The organism is Streptomyces sp. NPDC006487 (assembly GCF_042870555.1).
In the GTDB taxonomy this organism is placed as follows: Bacteria; Actinomycetota; Actinomycetes; order Streptomycetales; family Streptomycetaceae; genus Streptomyces.
On sequence record NZ_JBIAHN010000016.1, the window covers coordinates 107,770 to 127,219 of the forward strand.

Consider the following 19,450-nt stretch of genomic DNA (forward strand, 5'->3'; position numbering starts at 1 on the left):
TCACGACGACCGGACCGTTCCCCACCCGACGAAGGCCTCTGATGATCCCTCGTTTCACGCTCCCCGAGATGGCGGCGCTCCTCTCGGACGAGTTCCGCTACGAAACCTACGTACGCGTCGAGATCCTCGCCACCGAGGCCCAGGTCAAACTGGGCCGGGTGCCCGCCGAGGTGCTCGACGACATGCGCCGGGCACCCGTCCCGACGCCGGAGAAGGTCATCGAGATCCAGCGGCAGCGCGACCACGAGGTGCTGTCCTTCCTGGCCGCCTACTGCGAGGACATGCCCGAGTCCTCGGCCCGCTGGGTGCACGTCGGCATGACCAGCTACGACCTGGTCGACACCGCCCTCGGGCACATCCTGGCCCGGGCCTCGGACGTGCTGATCACGGCCGTGAAGCGGCTGCGCAAGGTGCTCACCGACCGGGCCGCCGAGCACTGGGACACCCCGACCGTGGGCCGCACGCACGGCATCCACGCCGAGCCCACCACCTTCGGCCACAAGCTCGGCGGCTTCGCCTTCGCCATCGACCGCTCGCTGGCCCGCCTCGAGGCCGCCCGCGAAGCCGTCGCCGTGGGCACGGTCTCGGGCTCCGTCGGCACGTACGCGCTGATCGACCCGGCCGTCGAGGGGTACGTCTGCCAGGAACTGGGCCTGGGCATCGAGCCCTGCCCCAGCCAGGTCGTCGCCCGCGACCGGCACGCCCAGCTCATCCAGGCCGTCGCACTGCTCGGCGCCTGTGTCGAGCAGATCGCCCTGGAGTTCCGGCTGCTCCAGCGCACCGAGGTCCGCGAGGTCGAGGAGCGCCGCACCTCCGCGTACCAGGGCTCCAGCGCCATGCCGCACAAGGCCAATCCGTCGGGCAGCGAGATGCTGGTCGGCCTGGCCCGGCTGCTGCGCGGGTACGCCACGACGGTCCTGGAGGACGTCGCGCTGTGGCACGAGCGGGACATCGCCCACCAGGCGGTGGAGAAGGTCGTGCTGCCCGACGCGCTGACCGTCGCCCACTTCCAGGTCACCAAGGCCGCGGACATGATCGAGAACCTGCGCGTGGACACCGGGCGGATGCGGGCCGGCATCGACCACACCAACGGCCTCGTGTGGAGCTCCTCCGTGCTGGTGGAGCTCCTGGAGCGGGGCGTGGAGCGCGAAGAGGCCTATCGCGCCGTCCAGGCCGCCGCCCGGCGCACCGCCGAGCAGGGCGTGAACTTCGCCGACGCGCTGCGCGCGGAGGGCATCGAGACGGCCCCCCGCAGCCCCGAGGACTTCCTCGTCAACCACCACGTCATCCACGACCGGCTGGAAGAGCTGCGCGAGCAGGCGGGCTGAACCGCCGGACGACCGCACTCCCCCACCCCACCACTGGAGTCAGATCATGAGCTGGGCCGAAAACGCCGCCACCTTCCTGAAGAACGACCACGTCATGCTGACGCCGCTCAGCGCGCCCGACCGCGAGGACATCCGCGCCGTCGCCATGGACCCCGACATCTGGCGCTACTTCACCGTCAACGTCGGCGACGACGCGGACTTCGAGAAGTTCTTCGACTCGAACCTCGCCGAGCACACGGCCGGCCGCCGCGCCGTGTACGTGATCCGGGACAAGCGGAGCGGCCGGGTCGCGGGCAGCATGAGCCTGCTGAGCTTCGCCGAGAAGGACCGCCGCCTGGAGATCGGGGCCTCCTGGCTGGGCCGCGACTTCCGGGGCAAGGGCATCAACCACTGGGCGAAGCTGCTGCTGCTCCAGCACTCCTTCGAGGTGCTGGAGGCCGAGCGGGTGGAGTTCAAGACGGACGAGCTCAACGTCCAGGCCCGCAGGGGCCTGCGCAACATCGGCGCCACCGAGGAGGGAACCCTGCGCTCCTTCAACTACATGCCGGGCGGCCGCCGCCGCGACGCGGTCTTCTACAGCATCCTGCGCGCCGAGTGGCCGCGGGTGCGGGACGCCCTCTCCAAGGGCCCGAAGAAGGCGGCTGCCGCCGCATGAGCGTCGCGTACGTCAAGGCCGTCGGCACTCCCTTCGAGCTGGGCCGCGCCCACGGGGAGGCGCTCGCCGGCCCGCTGCGCTCCTTCCTCCGCGACGGCCTGGCGCGGCTCGACCACCTGGCCGACGGGCCGTTGACGCTCACGGGGCTGCGGCCGTCGATCTCGGCGTACCGGTCGGAGATCACGGCGGCGGTCCCGGACCTGGCCGCCGAGGTGGAGGGGCTGGCGGCGGGGGCCGGGATCACCGAGGACGAGGCGTGGCTGCTGCAGCTGCGCCGCGAGGTGATGGGGTACACCGGCCTGCCGAGCGCCGGGGACTGCACGGGGTACTCGCGCACCTGGCCGTCGGGCCGACCGGTACTGGCGCAGACGGTGGACCTCAACGCGTACGTCGACAGCCACATCGCCGTCCTGTCGCTGACCCGGGCGGGGGCGCCCCGCCGGGTGACGGTGCTCAGCTTCGCGGGCATGCTCGGCTACCTGGGCATGAACAGCGACGGGCTGGCCATCGGGGTGAACCTGACGACCGACGGCCAGTGGCGGCCGAGCCTCACCCCCTACATGGCCATCCGTCACCTGCTGGACGGTGCCGGAAGCGTGGACGAGGCCCTGGAGATGCTGGCCGGGCTCACCCTGTCCAGCTCGCGGAACCTGATGCTGTGCGACCGGCGGCGCGCGGTGTACGCGGAGGTGTGCGGGACCGAGCTGCGGGTGACCGAGCCCGCCTCGCGGGAGGCCGTGCACACCAACCACTTCCTGCACGCGGACTTCACCCCGCTCGACCGGCAGTCGGCGCCCGACCGCGTCAACTCCGACGCACGGCTGGAGTCCGTGACGAAGGGACTGACCCGCATCGGCCCGGTGGCCACGGTGGAGAGGCACTTCGGGGTGCTGTCCCGGCCTCCGGTGTGCATCCCCGACCACGGGATCTACAGCCTGGAGAGGACGGTGGCCTCCGTGGTCATGCTGCCCGGGGTGGGCGAGATGCACCTGCGGGCCGGCGACCCGAACCACGCCACCACCGAGGTGTTCTCGGTGTAGGGGGCTCCGGCGGCGTCAGGACCGGCGGGCGCCCGGGCGGACCCTGGACCGGCACTGCACCAGGATTCGACCGCGCCCCGCTAGCGTCGGCGCGGGAGGCGGCCGACCCGGTCCGGTCTCGCCACGACCCCCGGGGGCGGCATGAGTCAGGTTCAGGCACAGGCATTGCCGGAGCACCAGACGTCCGCTCCGCACCCCGAGCACGAGGGGGCGCGGGCCCGCGCGCTGGTGCGGGAGACGCGGCCGCCGCGCCCCGGATCCCCCGGCGCGTGGCCTCCCGGGCAGCACGCGCCCGGCCAGCGGAGCCCCGTCCAGAGCATGCCCGGGCCGGGTGGCCCCGGTCAGTCGGCGCCCCGCGACGGACTGGGCGGGGCCGCCTCCCGGCAGGCCCCCGCCGTCTCCGGCCGGCGCATCCTGGTCGTGGGCACCGACACCGGTGACGGGCTGTCGCACCAGCTGCGCCGGCACGGCCACACCTGTACCAGGGCGGCCCTCGGCGGCGCGGCCCTGCAGGCCTACGGCAGCGCCGACCTCGTCCTGCTCGACCTCGAACTTCCGGACCTGGACGGGCTGGAGGTGTGCCGGGCGATCCGCTCGGTCAGCCGGGTGCCGCTCATCATCGTCACCTCCCGCGAGTCCGAGATCGACTGCGTGCTCGGCCTCCAGGCGGGCGCGGACGACTACGTCACCAGGCCCTTCGGGATCCGCGAGCTGATGGCCCGGATCGAGGCCGTCATGCGCCGCACGCAGTGGCAGCCGGCGGCCGCCGCGGGTCCGGCCCAGGAGATCCGGCACGGCCGGCTGCGCATCGAGGTCGGCTCCCGCGAGGTGACCGTCGACGGCGTGCCGGTCGTCCTCACGCGCAAGGAGTTCGACCTGCTGTGCCTGCTGGCGCAGCATCCCGACACCGTCGTCCCGCGCAGGCAGCTGCTCCAGCAGGTGTGGGGCGACTCCTGGTCGCGCCGCACCGTGGACACCCACGTCAGCAGTGTCCGCGGCAAGCTGGGGGACCCGGGCTGGATACTCACCGTCCGCGGCGTCGGCTTCCGCCTCGGCACCGTCTGAGGCCGGGGCCCCACCTGAGGCCCGGGCCCCGCCTGAGGCCGGGGGCCCGCCCGAGGCCCGGGCCCCGCCCGAGGCCGGGGCCCCACCTGAGGCCGGGGGCCCGCCCGGCGCCGCGGCTGCGTCTGTCGCCGGGGGCCCGTCTCCTCAGAACACGCAGGCGGTGCGGGTCACCGTGCTCTTGGGCGCCGGCGGCGAGGCGGCCGGTGCCCGGTCGACCAGCGGCCGGTCGACCAGCGGCCGGTCGGCCAACGCCCGGTCGACCAGCGGCCCGGCCGCCCCGGTGTAACCGGCCGGGTCGAGCAGCGCGGTCAGCTCCGCGTGCGTGAACACCCCCCGCAGCTCGTCGGACTCCGCCAGTACTTCGGCCAGCGGGCGGGCCGTCTCGGCCGACCGCAGCGACGCCCGCGTCAGCAGTTCCTTCGCGGCCGCCTTGCCCAGCCTCGGGGCGAGCACGGCGGAGACCCGCTCGGAGACGAGCTGCCCGCCGGTGGCCTCCAGGTTGACCGCCATCCGCTCGGGACGGACGGTGAGCCCGCGGACCAGCTCCACGGCGGTGTGCGCGGCCCCGCCGGTCAGCCGAAGCGCCTCGCGCAGCGGCTGCCACTCGGCGTGCCAGACCCCCGCCGACCGCTCGTCCTCGTGCGGCAGGCACTGGGCGAGGACGGCTGCCAGCGCCGGGACCTGGAGGGCGGCGGAGCGGATCAGCGTCGAAAGCACCGGGTTGCGCTTGTGCGGCATCGCCGAGGAGGCGCCCCGCCCGGCCACCGCCGGCTCGGCCAGCTCCCCGATCTCGGTGCGGGCCAGCACCAGCACGTCGGCGGCGATCTTCCCCAGTGCCCCGGTGGTGTGCGCGAGGGCCGCGCCCAGGTCGGCGACCGGGGTGCGCAGCGCGTGCCAGGGGAGCACCGGTGCGGCCAGCCCGGTCTCGTCCGCGAAGGCGGCGACCAGCTCGTCCAGGACGGCCGCCGGATCGGCGCCGTCGCCCGCGTACTGGAGGTAGCCGGCCAGCGTGCCGGCCGCGCCGCCCAGGGAGACGGGCAGGCCGCCTCCGGCCAGCCGCTCCAGCCGCTCGGCGGATTCCAGGACCAGCTGGCGCCAGCCCGCCGCCTTCAGCCCGAAGGTCGTGGGTACGGCGTGCAGGGCGAGGGTGCGTCCCGCCATCACCGTGTCCCGGTGGTCGGCCGCCAGGCCGGCGAGGGCCTCGGCCACCGCCCTGAGGTCCGCGACGATCAGCCGCAGGGCCCGGGTCGCCACCAGCATCGCGCCGGTGTCGAAGACGTCCTGGCTGGTGGAGCCGCGGTGCACGTACTCGGCCGCCTCCGGCGAGCGGGCCGCGACCCGCGCGGTGAGCGCCGCGACCAGGGCCACCACCGGATTGGCGGTCTCCCGCGAGGCCAGCGCCAGCTCCCTGGTGTCGAAGTTCGACGCCCGGGCGGCGGCGGTGATCACGGCGGCCGCCGCGGGCGGGACCGTGCCGCACCGCGCCTGGGCGCGGGCCAGCGCGGCCTCGGCGTCGAGCATCGCCTGGACCCAGGCGTCGTCGGCGACGGCGGCCTCGACGGGCGTGCCGGCCCGGACCGGGGACAGCAGCCCCGTGTCCGGGCCGACCAGGTGGGCGGCGGTCCGGCTCATGCGACCGCTCCCGCACCCGCGTTGCCGGACAGCGCCGGCCCCGCCGCGACCGCCGGCGCCTCCGGCAGCCGCAGCGCGGGGCGCGGCTCCGGCAGTGCCAGCACCGCCGCCGCGATGGCGTCGGAGTCCTCCAGCGTCACCGAGCCCACGCCCGGCCGGATGCCGGCCGCGGTCACCCAGTGCACGGACTCGGTGGGCACTCCGTACGCGAACCGTCTGAGGTGTGGCACCCCCTGCCCGTGGAGCAGGTGGTACGGGCGCTCTGAGACGGCCAGGCCGCCGGTCTCGTAGGACGAGCCGTCCGCGCCGGCGATGCGGTGGGTCCGGGCCTGACCGGTGCTCAGCAGCCGGTACATGAGCGGATCGGCGGTGCGCCGCACGTCGATCTCCGGCAGCCGGGCCTCGATCAGCACCGTGGCCCGCACCCGCAGGTCGGGCATGTCCGGGGAGGTTCCGGCGAAGGCCGGGCCCGCGGGGTCGAGGGGGTCGGTGACCACCCGCAGGCCCGGACCGGTCACGTCGAGTACGCCCGCGTCGATCAGGGCGGCCATCTCCTCGATGCGGGAGGCCGGCGGACCGATCGACAGGAAGGCGTTGAGGGGCGTGTACCAGCGGTCGAGCTCGTCGCGGTGCGAGTCGGCGTCGAGGCCGCCGTGGTCGATGGCCAGGCGCAGCTCGTTGCGCAGGTCCCGCAGCAGGTCCAGGGCGGCCTTGAACGGGCCGCTGACGTTGCCCTCACGGGCCCGGCGCACGTCCTCGTCGAGGTAGCCGCGCAGCCAGCCGCGGAAGGAGGCCAGGTCCCGGAAGACCTGCTCGCCGTACGGCCGGGCGACCGTGTCCCAGTCCCAGCGCTCGTCGTCGGCGAAGCCGGCCGCGGTGAGCACCGCGTCCTCGGCCCCGTCCTCCCCCGCCCGCAGGAACGCCTCCGCGAAGGCGGCCACCGCGGCCGGCTCCGCGCGCCGCGCGAGCAGCGTCTCGTAGTAGACGGTGCGCACTTCCTTGGAGATCAGCGGCCACAGTTCGGTGCCGAAGCGGATGGGCTCCCCGCCCCGTACCCGGGCGCGCAGGGCCGCCACGAAGTCGGTGGTCAGCAGCCGCGGGTGGTAGCGGCCGTGCGCGCCCTTCTCGTTCTCGCCGCGCGCCTGGTACGGCACGCCGCGGCGGGAGCCCGCGTACAGCCGCGGCTCCCGGCCCGAGGGGCGGTACACCAGGCGGCCGCCGACGCGCTCGAACAGCCCGCCCCGGGCGTGCGTGAACAGCGCCATGTAGTCGAAGAAGTTGAGGCCCAGGCCGCGCAGCAGCACCGTCTCGCCGGGGGCGATGGCGGACAGGTCCACGTCCGCCGGGTTGCTCGGTGCGATGTAGGTCAGCCCGTGCCGGGCGGCGTACGCGGCGAACTCCCGCTCCCTGTCGGTCGGCCGCACCTGTACGTGGCCCTGCGCGAGCACCACCGCGCCCAGGCCCGTCAGGCGGGTGCCGTCCTCCAGGAGCACGGTCTGCGCCCCGCCGGGGCCGGAGCCTGGTTCGGCGTCCTCCAGGGCCACGGCGCGCGAGGCGTGCACGCGGATGGTGGTGTGGGCGGCCGCGCTCGCGGTGACCCGGCCGAACACCCAGTGCAGGTACTGGCCGTACAGGGCACGGGTGGGGTAGGTGTCCGGCCCCAGGTCCCGGGCCTCGGCGAGGGTCTCGTCGTCGTACGGCGTGCCGGCTCCGGGCGTCAGAGCGCTGGGGCCGAGCGCCTTGGCCCACTGGTACAGGCTCGGGCCCTCTTCCAGCGGCCCTTCGATGGCCACACTGGCGTCGGTGTAGACCGTCACCTGACAGGCGACGGTGTTCATCAGGAGGTGCCGGGACTGGGAGGACCGCCAGACCCGGCCGGAGCCGGGCGGGTCTGGTTCCACGATGTGCACGGTCAGCTGGTCCCAGCGCGGGGACTTCCGCTCCTGTGCACAGAGTCGTTCCAGTACGGACAGCCCGCGGGGTCCGGCGCCGACAAGGCACACTTCCATACGTCCGCTACTCACGAAGCACTCCGCTCAGGAGACGGGGGACGGCTGGACCGCGGCGCCGCAGCGTCGGCCCCGCCGGTGTGCCGGCCCGGCCTGCTCCCCGGGGGTCAGGGTGGTGTCCGCCAACCGTCGGTCCCGCCGCTCAACCAGGGCTCGGATACGAGTGGAAGACCGGTCCTGGACCGGTTTCGGACGCCTTCCGGGCCGGTCAAAAAGACGTCTGCGGGCGCCGTGACGCGCGAGAGCACCCCCCGCGCGGGGCGGGGGGTGCTCTCGGGCCGTGCCGGACCCGGCGGACGCCGGGACCCCGCGCGCCGCGGACGCGGCGGCGGGGAACTCCTCAGGCGGCGCCGAACCAGCGCTCCAGTGCCTCCTGGAGGTCCGCCTCGTCCGGGGCGGCCCAGGCGATGTAGCCGTCGGGACGGACCAGCAGCGCGTGCGGGGCGTCCGAGGCGTACCCCTCGCCCTCGGCCCAGTCGCCGGTGACCGTGTCCACCCGGTCGCCCCAGCGCGCCGCGGTGGCGCGCAGCGCGTCGGAACCGGCCGCCGCGGGGGTCACGAAGAGCACGCCGCGGGCCGGCTTGAGCAAGTCCCGGACGGTGGCGGGGCTGCCGTCGGTGAGCTTGAGCGGGGTGTCGGGGCGCAGCCGCAGACCGAGCCGCGGGTGGCTGCCGGAGCCCATGTCGTAGCGCACGTCGAGGCCGGAGACCTGGCCGGCCAGGTGGCGGGCCACCGCGACGTCCTGGACGAGTTCCTGCATGACCGCGCGCAGCGGCTCCATCTCCTCGCCGGAGAGGTAGAGCTTGGTCTGGGCGCGGGTGTTGCGCATCAGCAGCTCCCCGACCGGGTGCCGCTCGGACTGGAAGGTGTCGAGCAGGCCTTCGGGAGCCCAGCCCTTGAGGGTGGCCGCGAGCTTCCAGCCGAGGTTGACCGCGTCCTGCACGCCCACGCTCATGCCCTGCGCGCCGGCCGGCATGTGGATGTGGGTGGCGTCGCCGGCCAGGAGGATCCGGCCCTTGCGGTACTGGGCGGCCTGGCGGGTGGTGTCGGTGAAGGAGCTGACCCAGCGGACCTCGGCGTCGTGCAGGTGCTCGCCGGTCATCTCCTGCCAGGCGTCGGCGATGGTCTCGAAGGTGAGGCCGCTCTTGTCCTCCGGCGGGCGCAGCGACTCGTTGTGGATGACGATCCGGTGGACGCCGTTCTCCAGGTTGAAGGCCATGACCATGCCGCCGGGCACGCGCTCGCCGATGGGGCGCTGGCGTACGTCCGCCCCGACGATGTCGGCCATGTACATCCCGCGGGTGGGCTCCCAGCCGGGGAATTCGATGCCGGCGAGCCGGCGGACGATGCTGCGCGCCCCGTCGCAGCCGACCAGGTAGTCGGCGGTCTCCTCGCCGCGGCCGTCAGGGCCCTCGTACTCGACGACGACGCCGTCCCCGGTCTCGCGGAAGCCGATCACCTCGTGCCGGCGGCGCACCTCGACGCCCAGCTCCTTCAGCCAGCCCTCGAGGATCTCCTCGGTGCGGAACTGCGGGATGCCGCGGACGCTGAAGTGGTTGTCGTCCAGCTTGGAGAAGTCGATGTGGACCCCGCCGAAGTGGCCCTGGGCCCATTCGACGTCGCCGAAGCGCTCCAGCAGGCCGCGCTGGTCGAAGACCTCTGCCGCGCGGCGGGTGAAGCCCACGCCGCGGGACTCGCCGCTGGGCGCGGGGAGCTTGTCGAAGACGACGACGTCCACGCCGCCCAGTTTCAGTTCACCGGCGAGCGTCAGCCCGACCGGCCCGGCGCCGACGATGATCGCGCCCTTTGCCATGTCCTACTCCTCAAACGTCAAAGCTGCCGCGCATGGGGCAGCGCCAGGTGTCGTACGACGGGCCGTCAGACGGCTGCGGGCGCCCCGAACCAGCGGGTGAGGGCGGCTTCGAGGTCGCCGCCCGCCGGTGCCACCCAGGCGATGTAGCCGTCGGGGCGGACCAGCACGGCCTGCGGGGCGTCGTGGTGGTCGGCCTCCTGGTCGGCCCAGGCGCCGGTGACGACGTCCACGCGGTCGGCCCAGCGGGCGGCGAGCTCGGCCGGGCCCGCGTCCCCGTCCGTGACGATGAGCACGCCGCGGCCTGCGTGCAGGAGTTCGGCGACCTTCGTGCGGCTGCCGTCGGCGCGCTCGACGGCCCGGTGCGGGGCCAGGCGCAGCCCCAGGAAGGGGTGTCCCTCGGCGCCCACGTCGTACTTGATGTGCAGGCCGGAGACGCGGCCCGCGAGCCGCCGGGCGGCCTCGGGCAGGGTGACGAGTTCGCGCACGACGGTGCGCAGCGGCTCCATCTCCTCGCCGGCGAGGTACAGCAGCGACATGGAGTGCACGTCGCGCATCAGCTCCTCGCCGATCGGGTGGCGCTCGGCGTGGTAGGTGTCGAGCAGGGACTCGGGGGCCCGGTCCCCGAGCACGGCGGCGAGCTTCCACCCGAGGTTGACGGCGTCCTGGAGACCGACGCTGACGCCCTGGGCGCCGAGCGGGGCGTGGTCGTGGGCGGAGTCGCCGGCGAGGAAGACACGGCCCTTGCGGTACTCGGCGGCCAGGCCGGTGGCATTGGTCAGGGCGCACATCCAGGAGGCGGAGGCGCCGTGGATGTCCTCTCCGGTCAGGCGCTGCCAGGCCTCGGCGAGCTCGGAGAACTCCAGCTCGCCCTCGCCGTGGTGCGGGCGGACGCCGGCCTCGTGGATGACGATGCGGTCGACACCCGGCTCCAGGGTGACGGACAGCACCATGCCGCCGCCCTCGATGCGCTCGCCGATGGGCCGCATGCGCACGTCCGCGCCGACGACGTCGGCCAGGTACATGCCGCGGGTGGCCTCGTCGCCGGGGAAGTCGATGCCGGCCAGGGTGCGCACGGTGGACTTGCCGCCGTCGCAGCCGACGACGTACGTGCCGGTGGCCTCGGTGTACCCGTCGGGGCCCTGGAAGCCGAGGAGCACGCCGTCCTCGGTCTCGGTCAGCGTGGTCAGCTCGTAGCCGCGTCGCACCTCGACGCCCAGGTCGGCGACCCAGCTGCCGAGCGCGTCCTCGGTGACGGACTGGGCCAGGCCCATGACGCCGAAGTGGCTCTCGTCCAGGAGGGAGAAGTCGATGCGGATACCGCCGTAGTGGCCCTGCTTGCCCCAGCGGATGTCGCCGAGCCGGTCGAGCAGCCCGCGCTGGTCGAGGACCTCCGCGGTACGGCTGGTGAATCCGAGGCCGCGCGACTCGCCGCTGGGGGCGGGCAGCTTGTCGTAGACGACGACGTCCGCGCCGCCGAGCCGCAGCTCACCCGCGAGCATCAGACCGACCGGCCCAGCGCCCACGATGATCGCGCTCTTTGCCATTTTCGATTCCTCCATACAGACGGTTGATCAACAGAAAAGACCAGGGGGGTCGCAGGGCGGTGCAGCGGGACCGCAGGATCGCTCAAGCGATCCTTGAGGTCGGTTCCTCACCCCGCGCGAGGCTCACGGCAGCTCTTTCAGGCCGTGCTCCGTCAGCAGGTCCCGGGCGAAGGAGAGTTCGGCGGCGATGTTGTCGACGAGCTGCTCCGCGGTGCGCGGGCGCAGGGCGGGCGGCAGCGCCTGCCAGGCGTAGGTCTCCACTTCCAGGTGCCCGGTCAGCGCCCGTTCGCCGCCGACCAGGTGGGCCAGCGCCTCGTTCAGGACGGGCAGGGTGGCGGTCAGGGGCGCGGCGGGGGTCGCGTGCAGCGGTACGTGGAAGAGGGCGCGCCAGGGCCCGGTCTCGGGCAGGGCCCCGCCGGCCAGGGCGGGGCCGAGGTCGTCGGTGCCGCGCAGCCCGTCGGCGGCGGGGCTGCGGGTCTGGTGCAGGAACCGGGACTCCCCGTGGGCCCCGACGGCCGCGAGGGCCGCGCGGACCACGGGGCGGTCGGGGTGCTCGGCGTGCAGGGCGGCCGACAGCTGGCTCTTGACCACCGGGATGCCGGCCGCGGCCAGCGCTGCGAACGCGGGCCCCGGTTCCTCGAAGGAGGTGGCCAGGTGGCAGGTGTCGACGCAGATGCCGATCCGGTCGTGGCCGATGGCCCGCAGGGGCTCGATGGCCTCGGCAGTGGTCTCGAGGGCGCAGCCGGGTTCGGGTTCCAGGGCGATGCGGATCGAGCGGCCGGTGGCGTCGGCGAGGTCGTCCAGGCGGCCGCCGAGGTCGGCGAGTGCCGTCCGGGCGCGGGCGGCGCGCTCGTCGTCGTAGACGGTGCGCCAGGTCAGAGGGAGGGTGGAGATCGTTCCCTCGGCAGCGTCCTCGGGCAGCAGGGCCGCGAGTATCCGGGCGAGGGCGAGGGTGTGCTCGTACCGCTGGGCCTGGGCCCAGTCCGGGCGGTAGACCCGGTACTTGACCCGTTGGCCGCCGAAGCCCTGGTACGGGAATCCGTTGAGGGTCACGACCTCCAGGCCGCGCCGGTCGAGGTCGCCGCGCAGGGCGGCGAGCGCGCGGGGGGTGGCGTCGAGGTCGCGGACGGTGTCCGCGGCCAGCCACAGCCCGATGCCGAGCCGCTCCAGGCCCAGTCGGCGGCGTACCGGCTCGCCGTACGCACGCAGTCGGCCGAGGAGCCCGTCGAGGGTGTCGGCCGGGTGCACGTTGGCCGAGTACGAGAGGTGGACGGTGGTGCCGTCCCGGTGGAGGAAGCGCACGGGCCTACACCTCGGTGGTGGCTACGGCCCGCTCGGGCGCGGCGCCGGCCGGGGCGTCCTTGAGCCACACGCCGGTCCGGTCTCCGGCAAGGGGGGGCGCGGTACGAACGGACACGGACGGCCTCCAGGGGCGTCGGAGTGCGCAAGGCGATGCCGGGCCAAGGATGCCGAGTACTTCGTCCCGGACGAACCGGTCTGCGGCCGGCGTCGAGTGCGCGCCGAGCGGGGGCCGAGCCGTTCTGGGCCTGCCGTCCGGCGGCCCTGCCGCGGGACCGGCGCGGGACCGGCGCATTCGGGGGCCGGCGCGAGGAGCGAGCGGAACCCGAGGGGCGCGCGAAGCCTTCCGCCCCGCTCCAGATGCGTCCGAGCCGCGTTCCAGGGCGGGTCCATCGCCCCTCCCTACGGTGGCGGGACGGGTCCCTTCCGGCGGTTGGGACAGATTTCTCGCTCTTCTGCCATGGAGGAAACTCATGCCCGCTGTGCCGCCCCCCGAAGTCGTCCGCGCCGCGGAGAAGACCCGGGCGGACCTGCAGAAGCAGGTCCGGGAGCTGGCCCCGCCCCCGTTCGCCCTCCTCGAACTGGCCATGGGCTCCATGGTGACCCAGGCCCTGTACGCCGCCGCCGAACTGCGCGTGGCCGAGGCCCTGCAGGGCGGTCCGCGACCGATCGAGGAGCTGGCCGCCGAGGTCGGTGCGCACGCCGAGGCACTGGGCCGGGTGCTGCGCCTGCTCGCCTCCCAGGGCGTGTTCACGCGCCAGGACGACGGCCTCTGGGCGCTGACCCCGATGGCCGACGCGCTGCGCGCCGACCACCCCATGACGATGCGCGACATCTGCGTGCTGATGGGCCACCCGACGCACTGGGACGACTGGAACGGTTTCCTGGACGCGGTGCGGACCGGCGAGCCGAGCCTGCCGAAGCGGCGCGGAATGGGCGCCTTCGAGTACCTCATGCAGAACCCGGAGTACGGTGCGGTGTTCATCGGCGGCATGGGCAACATGTCCGGCACCGAGACCGTACCGGTCGTGGCCGCGTACGACTTCTCGCAGTTCGGCACGGTCCTGGACTTCTGTGGGGCCAACGGCGCACTGCTGGCCGGCATCCTGGCCAGCGCGCCCGACACCAAGGGCATCCTCTCGGACCCGCGCGTCGCCGGTAACGGCGCCGCGGAGTTCCTGGAGGCACAGGGCGTCGCGGACCGCGTGACCCTGGCCGACGGTGACCTGTTCGCCCCGATGCCGTCGGGCGCGGACGCGTACGTCCTCAAGCACATCGTGCACGACTGGCCGGAGGAGCAGGCCCTGCAGATCCTCCGGAACGTGCGCGCCGCGATCAAGCCGGGCGGCAAGCTGCTGCTGGTGGAGATGGTGGTCCCGGAGGAGGGCGACGCGCCGCACTCCGGCAAGCTCGTCGACCTGTGGCTGCTGCTGCTCGTGGGTGGCAAGGAGCGCACCCGGTCGCAGTACGCGGAGCTGGTGGCGCAGGCCGGCTTCAAGCTGGAGCGGGTCGTGGAGACCGCCGCCGCCGTCTCGATCGTGGAGGCCGTCGCGATCTGACGCACCACCCCCTGAACAGCCCCGGTTCCGTGTTCTCCCCCGTCGCGGAGCCGGGGCTTTCCGCGTGCCCGCCCCGTACGCCGCCCGGTCCGCGGTCCGCGGTCCCTGGTCCGCAGGGAAGGACGGGCCCGGCCGCGCACGCGGGAGAGCCCCTGCCCCGCCGCTCGGCCGGCGGGGCAGGGGCTCGGGTACTGCTCCGGGACGGTCAGGCGGAAGCGGCTCCCAGCCACCGCTCCAGCGCGGCCTCGAGCCCTTGCGCGGGCTCGCCGGCCCAGGCCACGTACCCGTCGGGACGGACCAGGAGGGCGGGGACGCCGGCCAGTGCGTCCCGGCCGTCAACGGGCTTGGCGGACACGGTGTGCACGTCGAGGCGGCCCTGCCAGCCGGCTGCCGTACGGCGCGTCCCGGCATCGTCGGCGAAGTCGAGCAGCACGGCCCGGCCCGCGTGCAGCAGCCGCGCGGTGCGCTGCTCGCCCTCGGCGCCGACCAGCAGCCGCGGCGGCATCCGGCGGCCGACCAGCGGGTGGGCGTCCTCGCCCGCGCCGAGGTCGTAGCGGATGTCGAGGTGGCTGACCGCTCCGGCCAGGTGCCGCTTCACGTCGTCGTACCCGACCAGTTCGCCGAACAGCTCGCGCAGCGGGTCCGACTCCGCGCCGCCGAGGAAGACGATGCCCTGGGCGCGGGTGTTGGCCAGCAGGCGGCGGCCGACCGGCCACCGCTCGGCGTGGTAGGTGTCGAGCAGCGCCGCGGGGGCGTCGCCGCGGACTACGGCGGCCAGCTTCCAGCCGAGGTTGGCCGCGTCCTGCACGCCGGTGCTCAGGCCCTGACCGCCGGCCGGCAGGTGGATGTGCGCCGCGTCGCCGGCCACGAACACCCGGCCGCTGCGGTACTCGGAGGCCTGGCGCGTGGCGTTGGTGAAGGAGGACACCCAGTCGGCGCCGCCGTGCGAGATGTCCTCGCCGGTGATGCTCTGCCAGGCTTCCGCGACCTCCTCGAAGGTGACGGTCCGTTCGCGGTCGTGCGCCGGCCTGCCGTCGGGGCAGACGATGATCCGGTCCACGCCCTCGGCGAGCGGGGCCGCCATCACCATGCCGTTGTTCAGGCGCTCGCCGAGGAACCGCGGCCGCAGGGAACAGCCGGTGACGTCGGCGAGGTACATGCCCTGGGTGGCGTCGGTGCCCGGGAACTCGATGCCGGCCGCCTTGCGGACGCGGCTGGAGCCGCCGTCGGCGCCCACCAGGTACGCGGCGCGCAGCCGCTGCTCGTCACCCTCGGGCGTACGGACGGTGATCTCGACGTGGTCCCCGTCGAGGAAGCCGTCGGCGAGCGAGACGAACTCCCAGCCGCGCCGGATGTCGGCGCCGAGTTCGGCGGCCCAGCCCTCCAGCACGGCCTCGGTCTGCCCCTGCGGGATGCCGCGGGCTCCGAAGTGGGCGTCCTCGAGGACGGTGAAGTCGAACTGCGCCCCGCCGAAGTGCCCCACGGGGCTGGTGGCGAGGGTCTCGCCCTGCCCGAACCGGGGCAGCAGCCCGCGCTCGTCGAACAGCTCCATGGCACGGGCGGTGAAGCCCAGGCCTCGGGACTGCCCGGTCGGCTCCGCCAGCTTCTCGATCACGACGACGCGGGCTCCGCCCAGGCGCAGGTCGCCTGCGAGCATCAGTCCGGTCGGGCCGGCGCCGACGACGATGACGTCGGTGTCCGCCGCTGTCCCTTCGGTGCCTTGCATGGGGTGTCCTTCCTAGCAGTGGGAATCACTGGAGACTGGGTGGTGAGTGGGTGTGCGGCGGGGTGCGGACTTGCTCGTGGGACGCACGCGTGGGGAGTACGCGTGGGGGAAGTGCGGACGCTCAGGGGGCCGGTGGGCGGGCCGGGCCGAACCAGCGGTCGAGCGCCTCGGCGAGCCCGGCGCCGTCGCCGGACCTGCCCACCCACGCCACGTGGCCGTCGGGCCGTACCAGAACGGCCCCCGGCTCACCGGGGAGCGAGCCGGGCTCCGGGTCGCCGGCGACCGTGGTGACCCGGTCGGCCCAGCCTGCGGGCACCCGTACGCCGGTGCCGCCCAGGTCGAGCAGCAGACCGCCGCGGGCGCGCAGTAGCTCGGCCGTGCTGCCGTGGTCGCGCCCGCCGGACCGCACGACGGTGTGCGGCAGCCGGGCGCCGAGCAGCGGGTGCGCGGGGCCGGGCACCGGGTACCGCACGTCGAGTGCGCTGATCATCCCGGCCAGGTGGGCCCGTACGTCTTCCAGGCCGGTCAGCTCGACCACCAGCGTGCGCAGCGGCTCCACCTCGGGGCCGCCGAGCAGCAGCAGTGCCTGGGCCTGGATGTTGGCCAGGACCCGGCGGCCGACCTCGTGCCGCTCCTCGTGGTAGGTGTCGAGAAGGGCTTCGGATGCCTGCCCGCGCACGGTGAGCGCGAGCTTCCAGCCGAGGTTGAAGGCGTCCTGGAGACCGAGGTTGAGGGCTTGGCCGCCGACCGGCATCTGCCGGTGGGCGGCGTCCCCCGCGAACAGGACGCGGCCGTGACGGTAGGAGGCGAGCTGCCGGGAGGCGTCGCCGAAGGAGTTCACCCACAGCGGGGTACCGCCGCTGATGTCCTCTCCGGTGACCCGCTTCCAGACGGTGGCGACCTCCTCGAAGGAGGCGTCCGCGGTCCGCGGGCCGGCCGCCCCGCCGAACTCGTGGACCATGACGCGGGTGACGCCCTTGTCGTTGCGCCAGGCTATGGCCAGCCCCCGCTCCAGGCGCTGGAAACGCCGGTTGGGGATGTCGATGCCGTCGACGTCGGCCCGCAGCAGTTCCCGGCCGGCGTCGTGGCCGGGGAAGTCCACCCCGGTCAGCCGCCGTACGGTGCTGTCCTCGCCGTCGCAGGCGACCAGGTAGCGGGCGCGCAGCCGCAGGACTCCGTCCCGGCCGACGGCCTCGGCCTCGACGTACTCGCCGACCTCGCCGGCGGCGACCAGTTCGTGGCCGCACCGGATGTCGACGCCGCGCGAGATCGCCCACTCCTCCAGGACCGCCTCGGTCTTGGTCTGCGGCACCTTCCACTGGCCCGGGTGGGTGCTGGGCAGCGTGAGGTCGAGCGGGAGGCCGCCGAAGTGGCCGTTCGGCTCGTTGGGCGGCGTGCCGACGTCGGGCAGCAGGTCCCGCGCGTCGAGGATCTCCATGGTGCGGGCGTGCAGGGTGGAGGCCCGGGACTCGGTGGAGGGGGCCTTGCGCTGCTCGACCACGACCACGTCCACGCCGCCGCGGGCCAGTTCCGCGGCGAGCATCAGCCCGACGGGTCCGGCCCCGACGACGAGCACCTCGGTGTCGAGCCGGTCCGGGCGGCCCGCGCCGCCCGGTGCCGGCTCGCCGGCGCCCGTTCCAAAGTCGGGCGCCATGCTCAGGAGGCCTTCGACTCGGCGTGCGCCTTCGCGTGCGCCAGGGTGGCGGAGCTGTTGGTGGACAGCGCCGTGTGCACGTACGCGCGGGCGTCGGCGACGGTGGCCTGGTCGCCGAGGATGCGCGCGATGTTCTCCGTGTTGATGGTGACGGTGTGCTGCGAGGATGCGGACGTGCCCTCGTCGCTCTCGATGAACGTCCACTCGCCGGTGTGCAGGGTCATCAGCGCCGGCAGGGTGACCTGCTTGTAGGCGATCTTGTCGTGGGGGAAGACCACCCGGTACGACTTGGTGGTGTGCACCGAGCCGTCCTTGGCGCGGGTGTCCATCTCCAGCTCCTGCAGGCCCGGGGTGTCCTCCTCGAGGCGCACCACGGCCACGTGCGGGAGCCGCTCGGCCCACAAGTGGGCCTCGTTGATGAAGTCGAACACGTCCTTGGCGGAGCCCGCGATCTGGACGGTGTCGGTGAACGAGAAGGTCAGCTCCTCGGTCTCCGCGGCGTGCGCCGCCTCGACGTTGACCTTGAGCGCGGCCAGCTCGGAGGTGCTGTTCTTGTCCACCGCCTGCTGGATCCACAGCAGGTCGTGCGCGTCGTCGTTGACGGCGCTGTAGTCGTGCAGCAGCCGGACGCGGGACTGCGCCTCGCCGAGCGGCTCGATGATCCAGGTGCCGCCCATGTGCTTGACGGGCTCCGCCGGGACCTCCTGGCGGAAGGTGATGCGCAGGCCCTCCGGGTCCAGGGTGCGGCGCGAGGTCCAGTTCTTCGGCTGGCCGTTGGCGGTCGCCCAGATCCGGATCTTCTCCTCGGCGCCCTCGGCCTCGACCCGGTCCACGTGGATGGTGGGCGGGAAGATGCGCGGCCAGTTGGTCACGTCCGCGAGCAACTGGTACACGGCGGCGGCCGGGGCGCCGACGGTGATCTCGTGCTCGACCTCACGCGTGGTCATGGCGGGTTCTCCTCAGGTGGTGTTCGGTGGGTGCGTGGGGGCGGGCCCTGCTAGAAGTTGCCCAGGCCGCCGCAGACGTTGAGCGCCTGCGAGGTGATGGAGGCGGCGGTGTCCGAGGCCAGGTAGCCGACCAGGCCGGCGACCTCCTCCGGGCTGGAGTAGCGGCCGAGCGGGATCTTCGACTGGAACTTCTCGAGGATGGCGTCCTCGGAGGTGTCGTAGGCGGCCGCGTAGCCCTGGCGGACCTTCTGGGCCATCGGGGTCTCGACGTACCCGGGGCAGACCGCGTTGACGGTGATGCCGGTGGGGGCCAGCTCGTTGCCCAGCGCCTTGGTGAAGCCGACGACGCCGTGCTTGGAAGCGGAGTACGGGGCGCCGAGGACGACGCCCTGCTTGCCCGCGGTGGAGGCGATGTTGATGATCCGGCCACGGTCCTTGTGCCGCATGCCGCCGGTGGTGAGGACGGCGCGGGTGACGCGGAAGACGCTGTTGAGGTTCGTCTCGATGACGTCCTGCCACAGCTCGTCGGCGATGTCGGCGGTCGGTCCGCCGCCGGACCGGCCGGCGTTGTTGACCACGACGTCGATGGTGCCGAAGCGGTCGACGGCGGCCTGGACGAAGGCGTCCACCGAGGCGGTGTCGCGGACGTCGAGGACCGCGCCGTCCACGTCCAGGCCCTCGGCCTGGAGCTCCTTGACGGTGGCGGCGATGTTGTCGGCGTTGCGGGCGCCGATGAACACCTTGTGGTTCTGCGAGGCGAGCAGACGCGCCGAGGCGAGGCCGATGCCGCTGGTCGCGCCGGTGACTACGGCGACCTTGGGGGTGGCGTTCTGGGTCATGTCCGGATCCCTTCAGGCGGCCGTGGCCGGAGCGAGCTGCATGTTGACGACGTCTATGAAGGTCCGCGGCGTGTGCGCGTCGTTGACGGCCTCCTCGTCGAGGGAGATGCCGCACTCGCGCTCGATGAGGCTGCCCGCCTCCAGCAGAGCGAGGGACTCGTAGCCGAGCACGTCGAACTCGGTGTCGAGGATGTCGCCGTCCAGGTCGACGCCCTCGGCCACGCCCGCGGCCTCCTTCAGGATGCGCTTGAGGTCGTCGAGGGTGAACGCCTTGGTGGCCATGGTGGAAGTCCCTTTCATCGAGGTGCTGCGTGGGTGGTGGCGTACGTGCGGACGGTGC

The 19,450-nt window shown here is 73.8% G+C and carries 15 protein-coding genes; 5 read left to right on the plus strand and 10 right to left on the minus strand.

Annotated elements, in window-relative coordinates; all coding sequences use genetic code 11:
- Positions 1-41: 41 nt before the first annotated feature.
- The 4 genes from purB to ACFYM0_RS27570 all read left to right on the plus strand — a co-directional run bounded on the left by purB (position 42) and on the right by ACFYM0_RS27570 (position 4,088).
- Positions 42-1,328 (plus strand): adenylosuccinate lyase, encoded by a 1,287-nt coding sequence (gene purB / locus ACFYM0_RS27555; RefSeq protein WP_388506000.1) that lies wholly within the window; start codon positions 42-44, stop codon positions 1,326-1,328.
- A 46-nt stretch (positions 1,329-1,374) separates the two neighbouring features.
- On the plus strand, positions 1,375-1,983 hold the full coding sequence (locus ACFYM0_RS27560; protein WP_388506002.1) for a GNAT family N-acetyltransferase: 609 nt from the start codon (positions 1,375-1,377) through the stop codon (positions 1,981-1,983).
- Positions 1,980-3,023 (plus strand): C45 family autoproteolytic acyltransferase/hydolase, encoded by a 1,044-nt coding sequence (locus ACFYM0_RS27565; RefSeq protein ID WP_388506004.1) that lies wholly within the window; start codon positions 1,980-1,982, stop codon positions 3,021-3,023. The genes ACFYM0_RS27560 and ACFYM0_RS27565 overlap by 4 nt, the downstream gene beginning before the upstream one ends.
- A gap of 141 nt (positions 3,024-3,164) precedes the next feature.
- Entirely contained in the window at positions 3,165-4,088 is a 924-nt protein-coding gene (locus ACFYM0_RS27570; RefSeq protein WP_388506006.1) for a winged helix-turn-helix domain-containing protein, read from the plus strand.
- A gap of 144 nt (positions 4,089-4,232) precedes the next feature.
- On the opposite strand, the gene pcaB is transcribed toward ACFYM0_RS27570, so the two are convergent.
- From pcaB to eboE, 5 genes are all read right to left on the minus strand, one after another.
- Positions 4,233-5,720: a 3-carboxy-cis,cis-muconate cycloisomerase gene (gene pcaB / locus ACFYM0_RS27575; protein ID WP_388506008.1), complete on the minus strand. Its 1,488-nt coding sequence runs from the start codon at positions 5,718-5,720 to the stop codon at positions 4,233-4,235.
- On the minus strand, positions 5,717-7,744 hold the full coding sequence (locus ACFYM0_RS27580; protein WP_388506010.1) for an FAD/NAD(P)-binding protein: 2,028 nt from the start codon (positions 7,742-7,744) through the stop codon (positions 5,717-5,719). The genes pcaB and ACFYM0_RS27580 overlap by 4 nt, the downstream gene beginning before the upstream one ends.
- A 325-nt stretch (positions 7,745-8,069) precedes the next feature.
- Entirely contained in the window at positions 8,070-9,542 is a 1,473-nt protein-coding gene (locus tag ACFYM0_RS27585; RefSeq protein ID WP_388506012.1) for an FAD-dependent monooxygenase, read from the minus strand.
- A gap of 65 nt (positions 9,543-9,607) precedes the next feature.
- Entirely contained in the window at positions 9,608-11,086 is a 1,479-nt protein-coding gene (locus ACFYM0_RS27590) for an FAD-dependent monooxygenase (RefSeq protein ID WP_388506014.1), read from the minus strand.
- Between the two features lie 123 nt (positions 11,087-11,209).
- Positions 11,210-12,388 carry a metabolite traffic protein EboE gene (gene eboE, locus ACFYM0_RS27595; protein WP_388506016.1) on the minus strand — a complete coding sequence of 393 codons (1,179 nt, stop codon included), beginning with the start codon at positions 12,386-12,388 and terminating at the stop codon, positions 11,210-11,212.
- A gap of 470 nt (positions 12,389-12,858) precedes the next feature.
- Between eboE and ACFYM0_RS27600 the strand changes: the two genes are divergently transcribed.
- Positions 12,859-13,944: a methyltransferase gene (locus ACFYM0_RS27600; protein WP_388506018.1), complete on the plus strand. Its 1,086-nt coding sequence runs from the start codon at positions 12,859-12,861 to the stop codon at positions 13,942-13,944.
- A 205-nt stretch (positions 13,945-14,149) separates the two neighbouring features.
- Here the strand turns inward: ACFYM0_RS27600 and ACFYM0_RS27605 are convergent, their stop codons facing one another.
- The 5 genes from ACFYM0_RS27605 to ACFYM0_RS27625 form a co-directional block, all read right to left on the minus strand.
- Positions 14,150-15,670 carry an FAD-dependent monooxygenase gene (locus ACFYM0_RS27605; RefSeq protein ID WP_388506020.1) on the minus strand — a complete coding sequence of 507 codons (1,521 nt, stop codon included), beginning with the start codon at positions 15,668-15,670 and terminating at the stop codon, positions 14,150-14,152.
- A gap of 121 nt (positions 15,671-15,791) precedes the next feature.
- Positions 15,792-17,324, minus strand: coding sequence for an FAD-dependent oxidoreductase (locus tag ACFYM0_RS27610; protein ID WP_388506022.1), 1,533 nt, complete (start codon positions 17,322-17,324; stop codon positions 15,792-15,794).
- Between the two features lie 2 nt (positions 17,325-17,326).
- Positions 17,327-18,271, minus strand: a complete 945-nt coding sequence (locus tag ACFYM0_RS27615) for an aromatase/cyclase (RefSeq protein WP_388506024.1) — start codon at positions 18,269-18,271, stop codon at positions 17,327-17,329.
- A 50-nt stretch (positions 18,272-18,321) separates the two neighbouring features.
- Complete coding sequence (fabG, locus tag ACFYM0_RS27620; RefSeq protein WP_388506026.1) at positions 18,322-19,110, minus strand: 3-oxoacyl-ACP reductase FabG; 789 nt, start codon at positions 19,108-19,110, stop codon at positions 18,322-18,324.
- 12 nt (positions 19,111-19,122) lie between these two features.
- Positions 19,123-19,392 (minus strand): acyl carrier protein, encoded by a 270-nt coding sequence (locus ACFYM0_RS27625; RefSeq protein ID WP_326783021.1) that lies wholly within the window; start codon positions 19,390-19,392, stop codon positions 19,123-19,125.
- Positions 19,393-19,450: the final 58 nt, after the last annotated feature.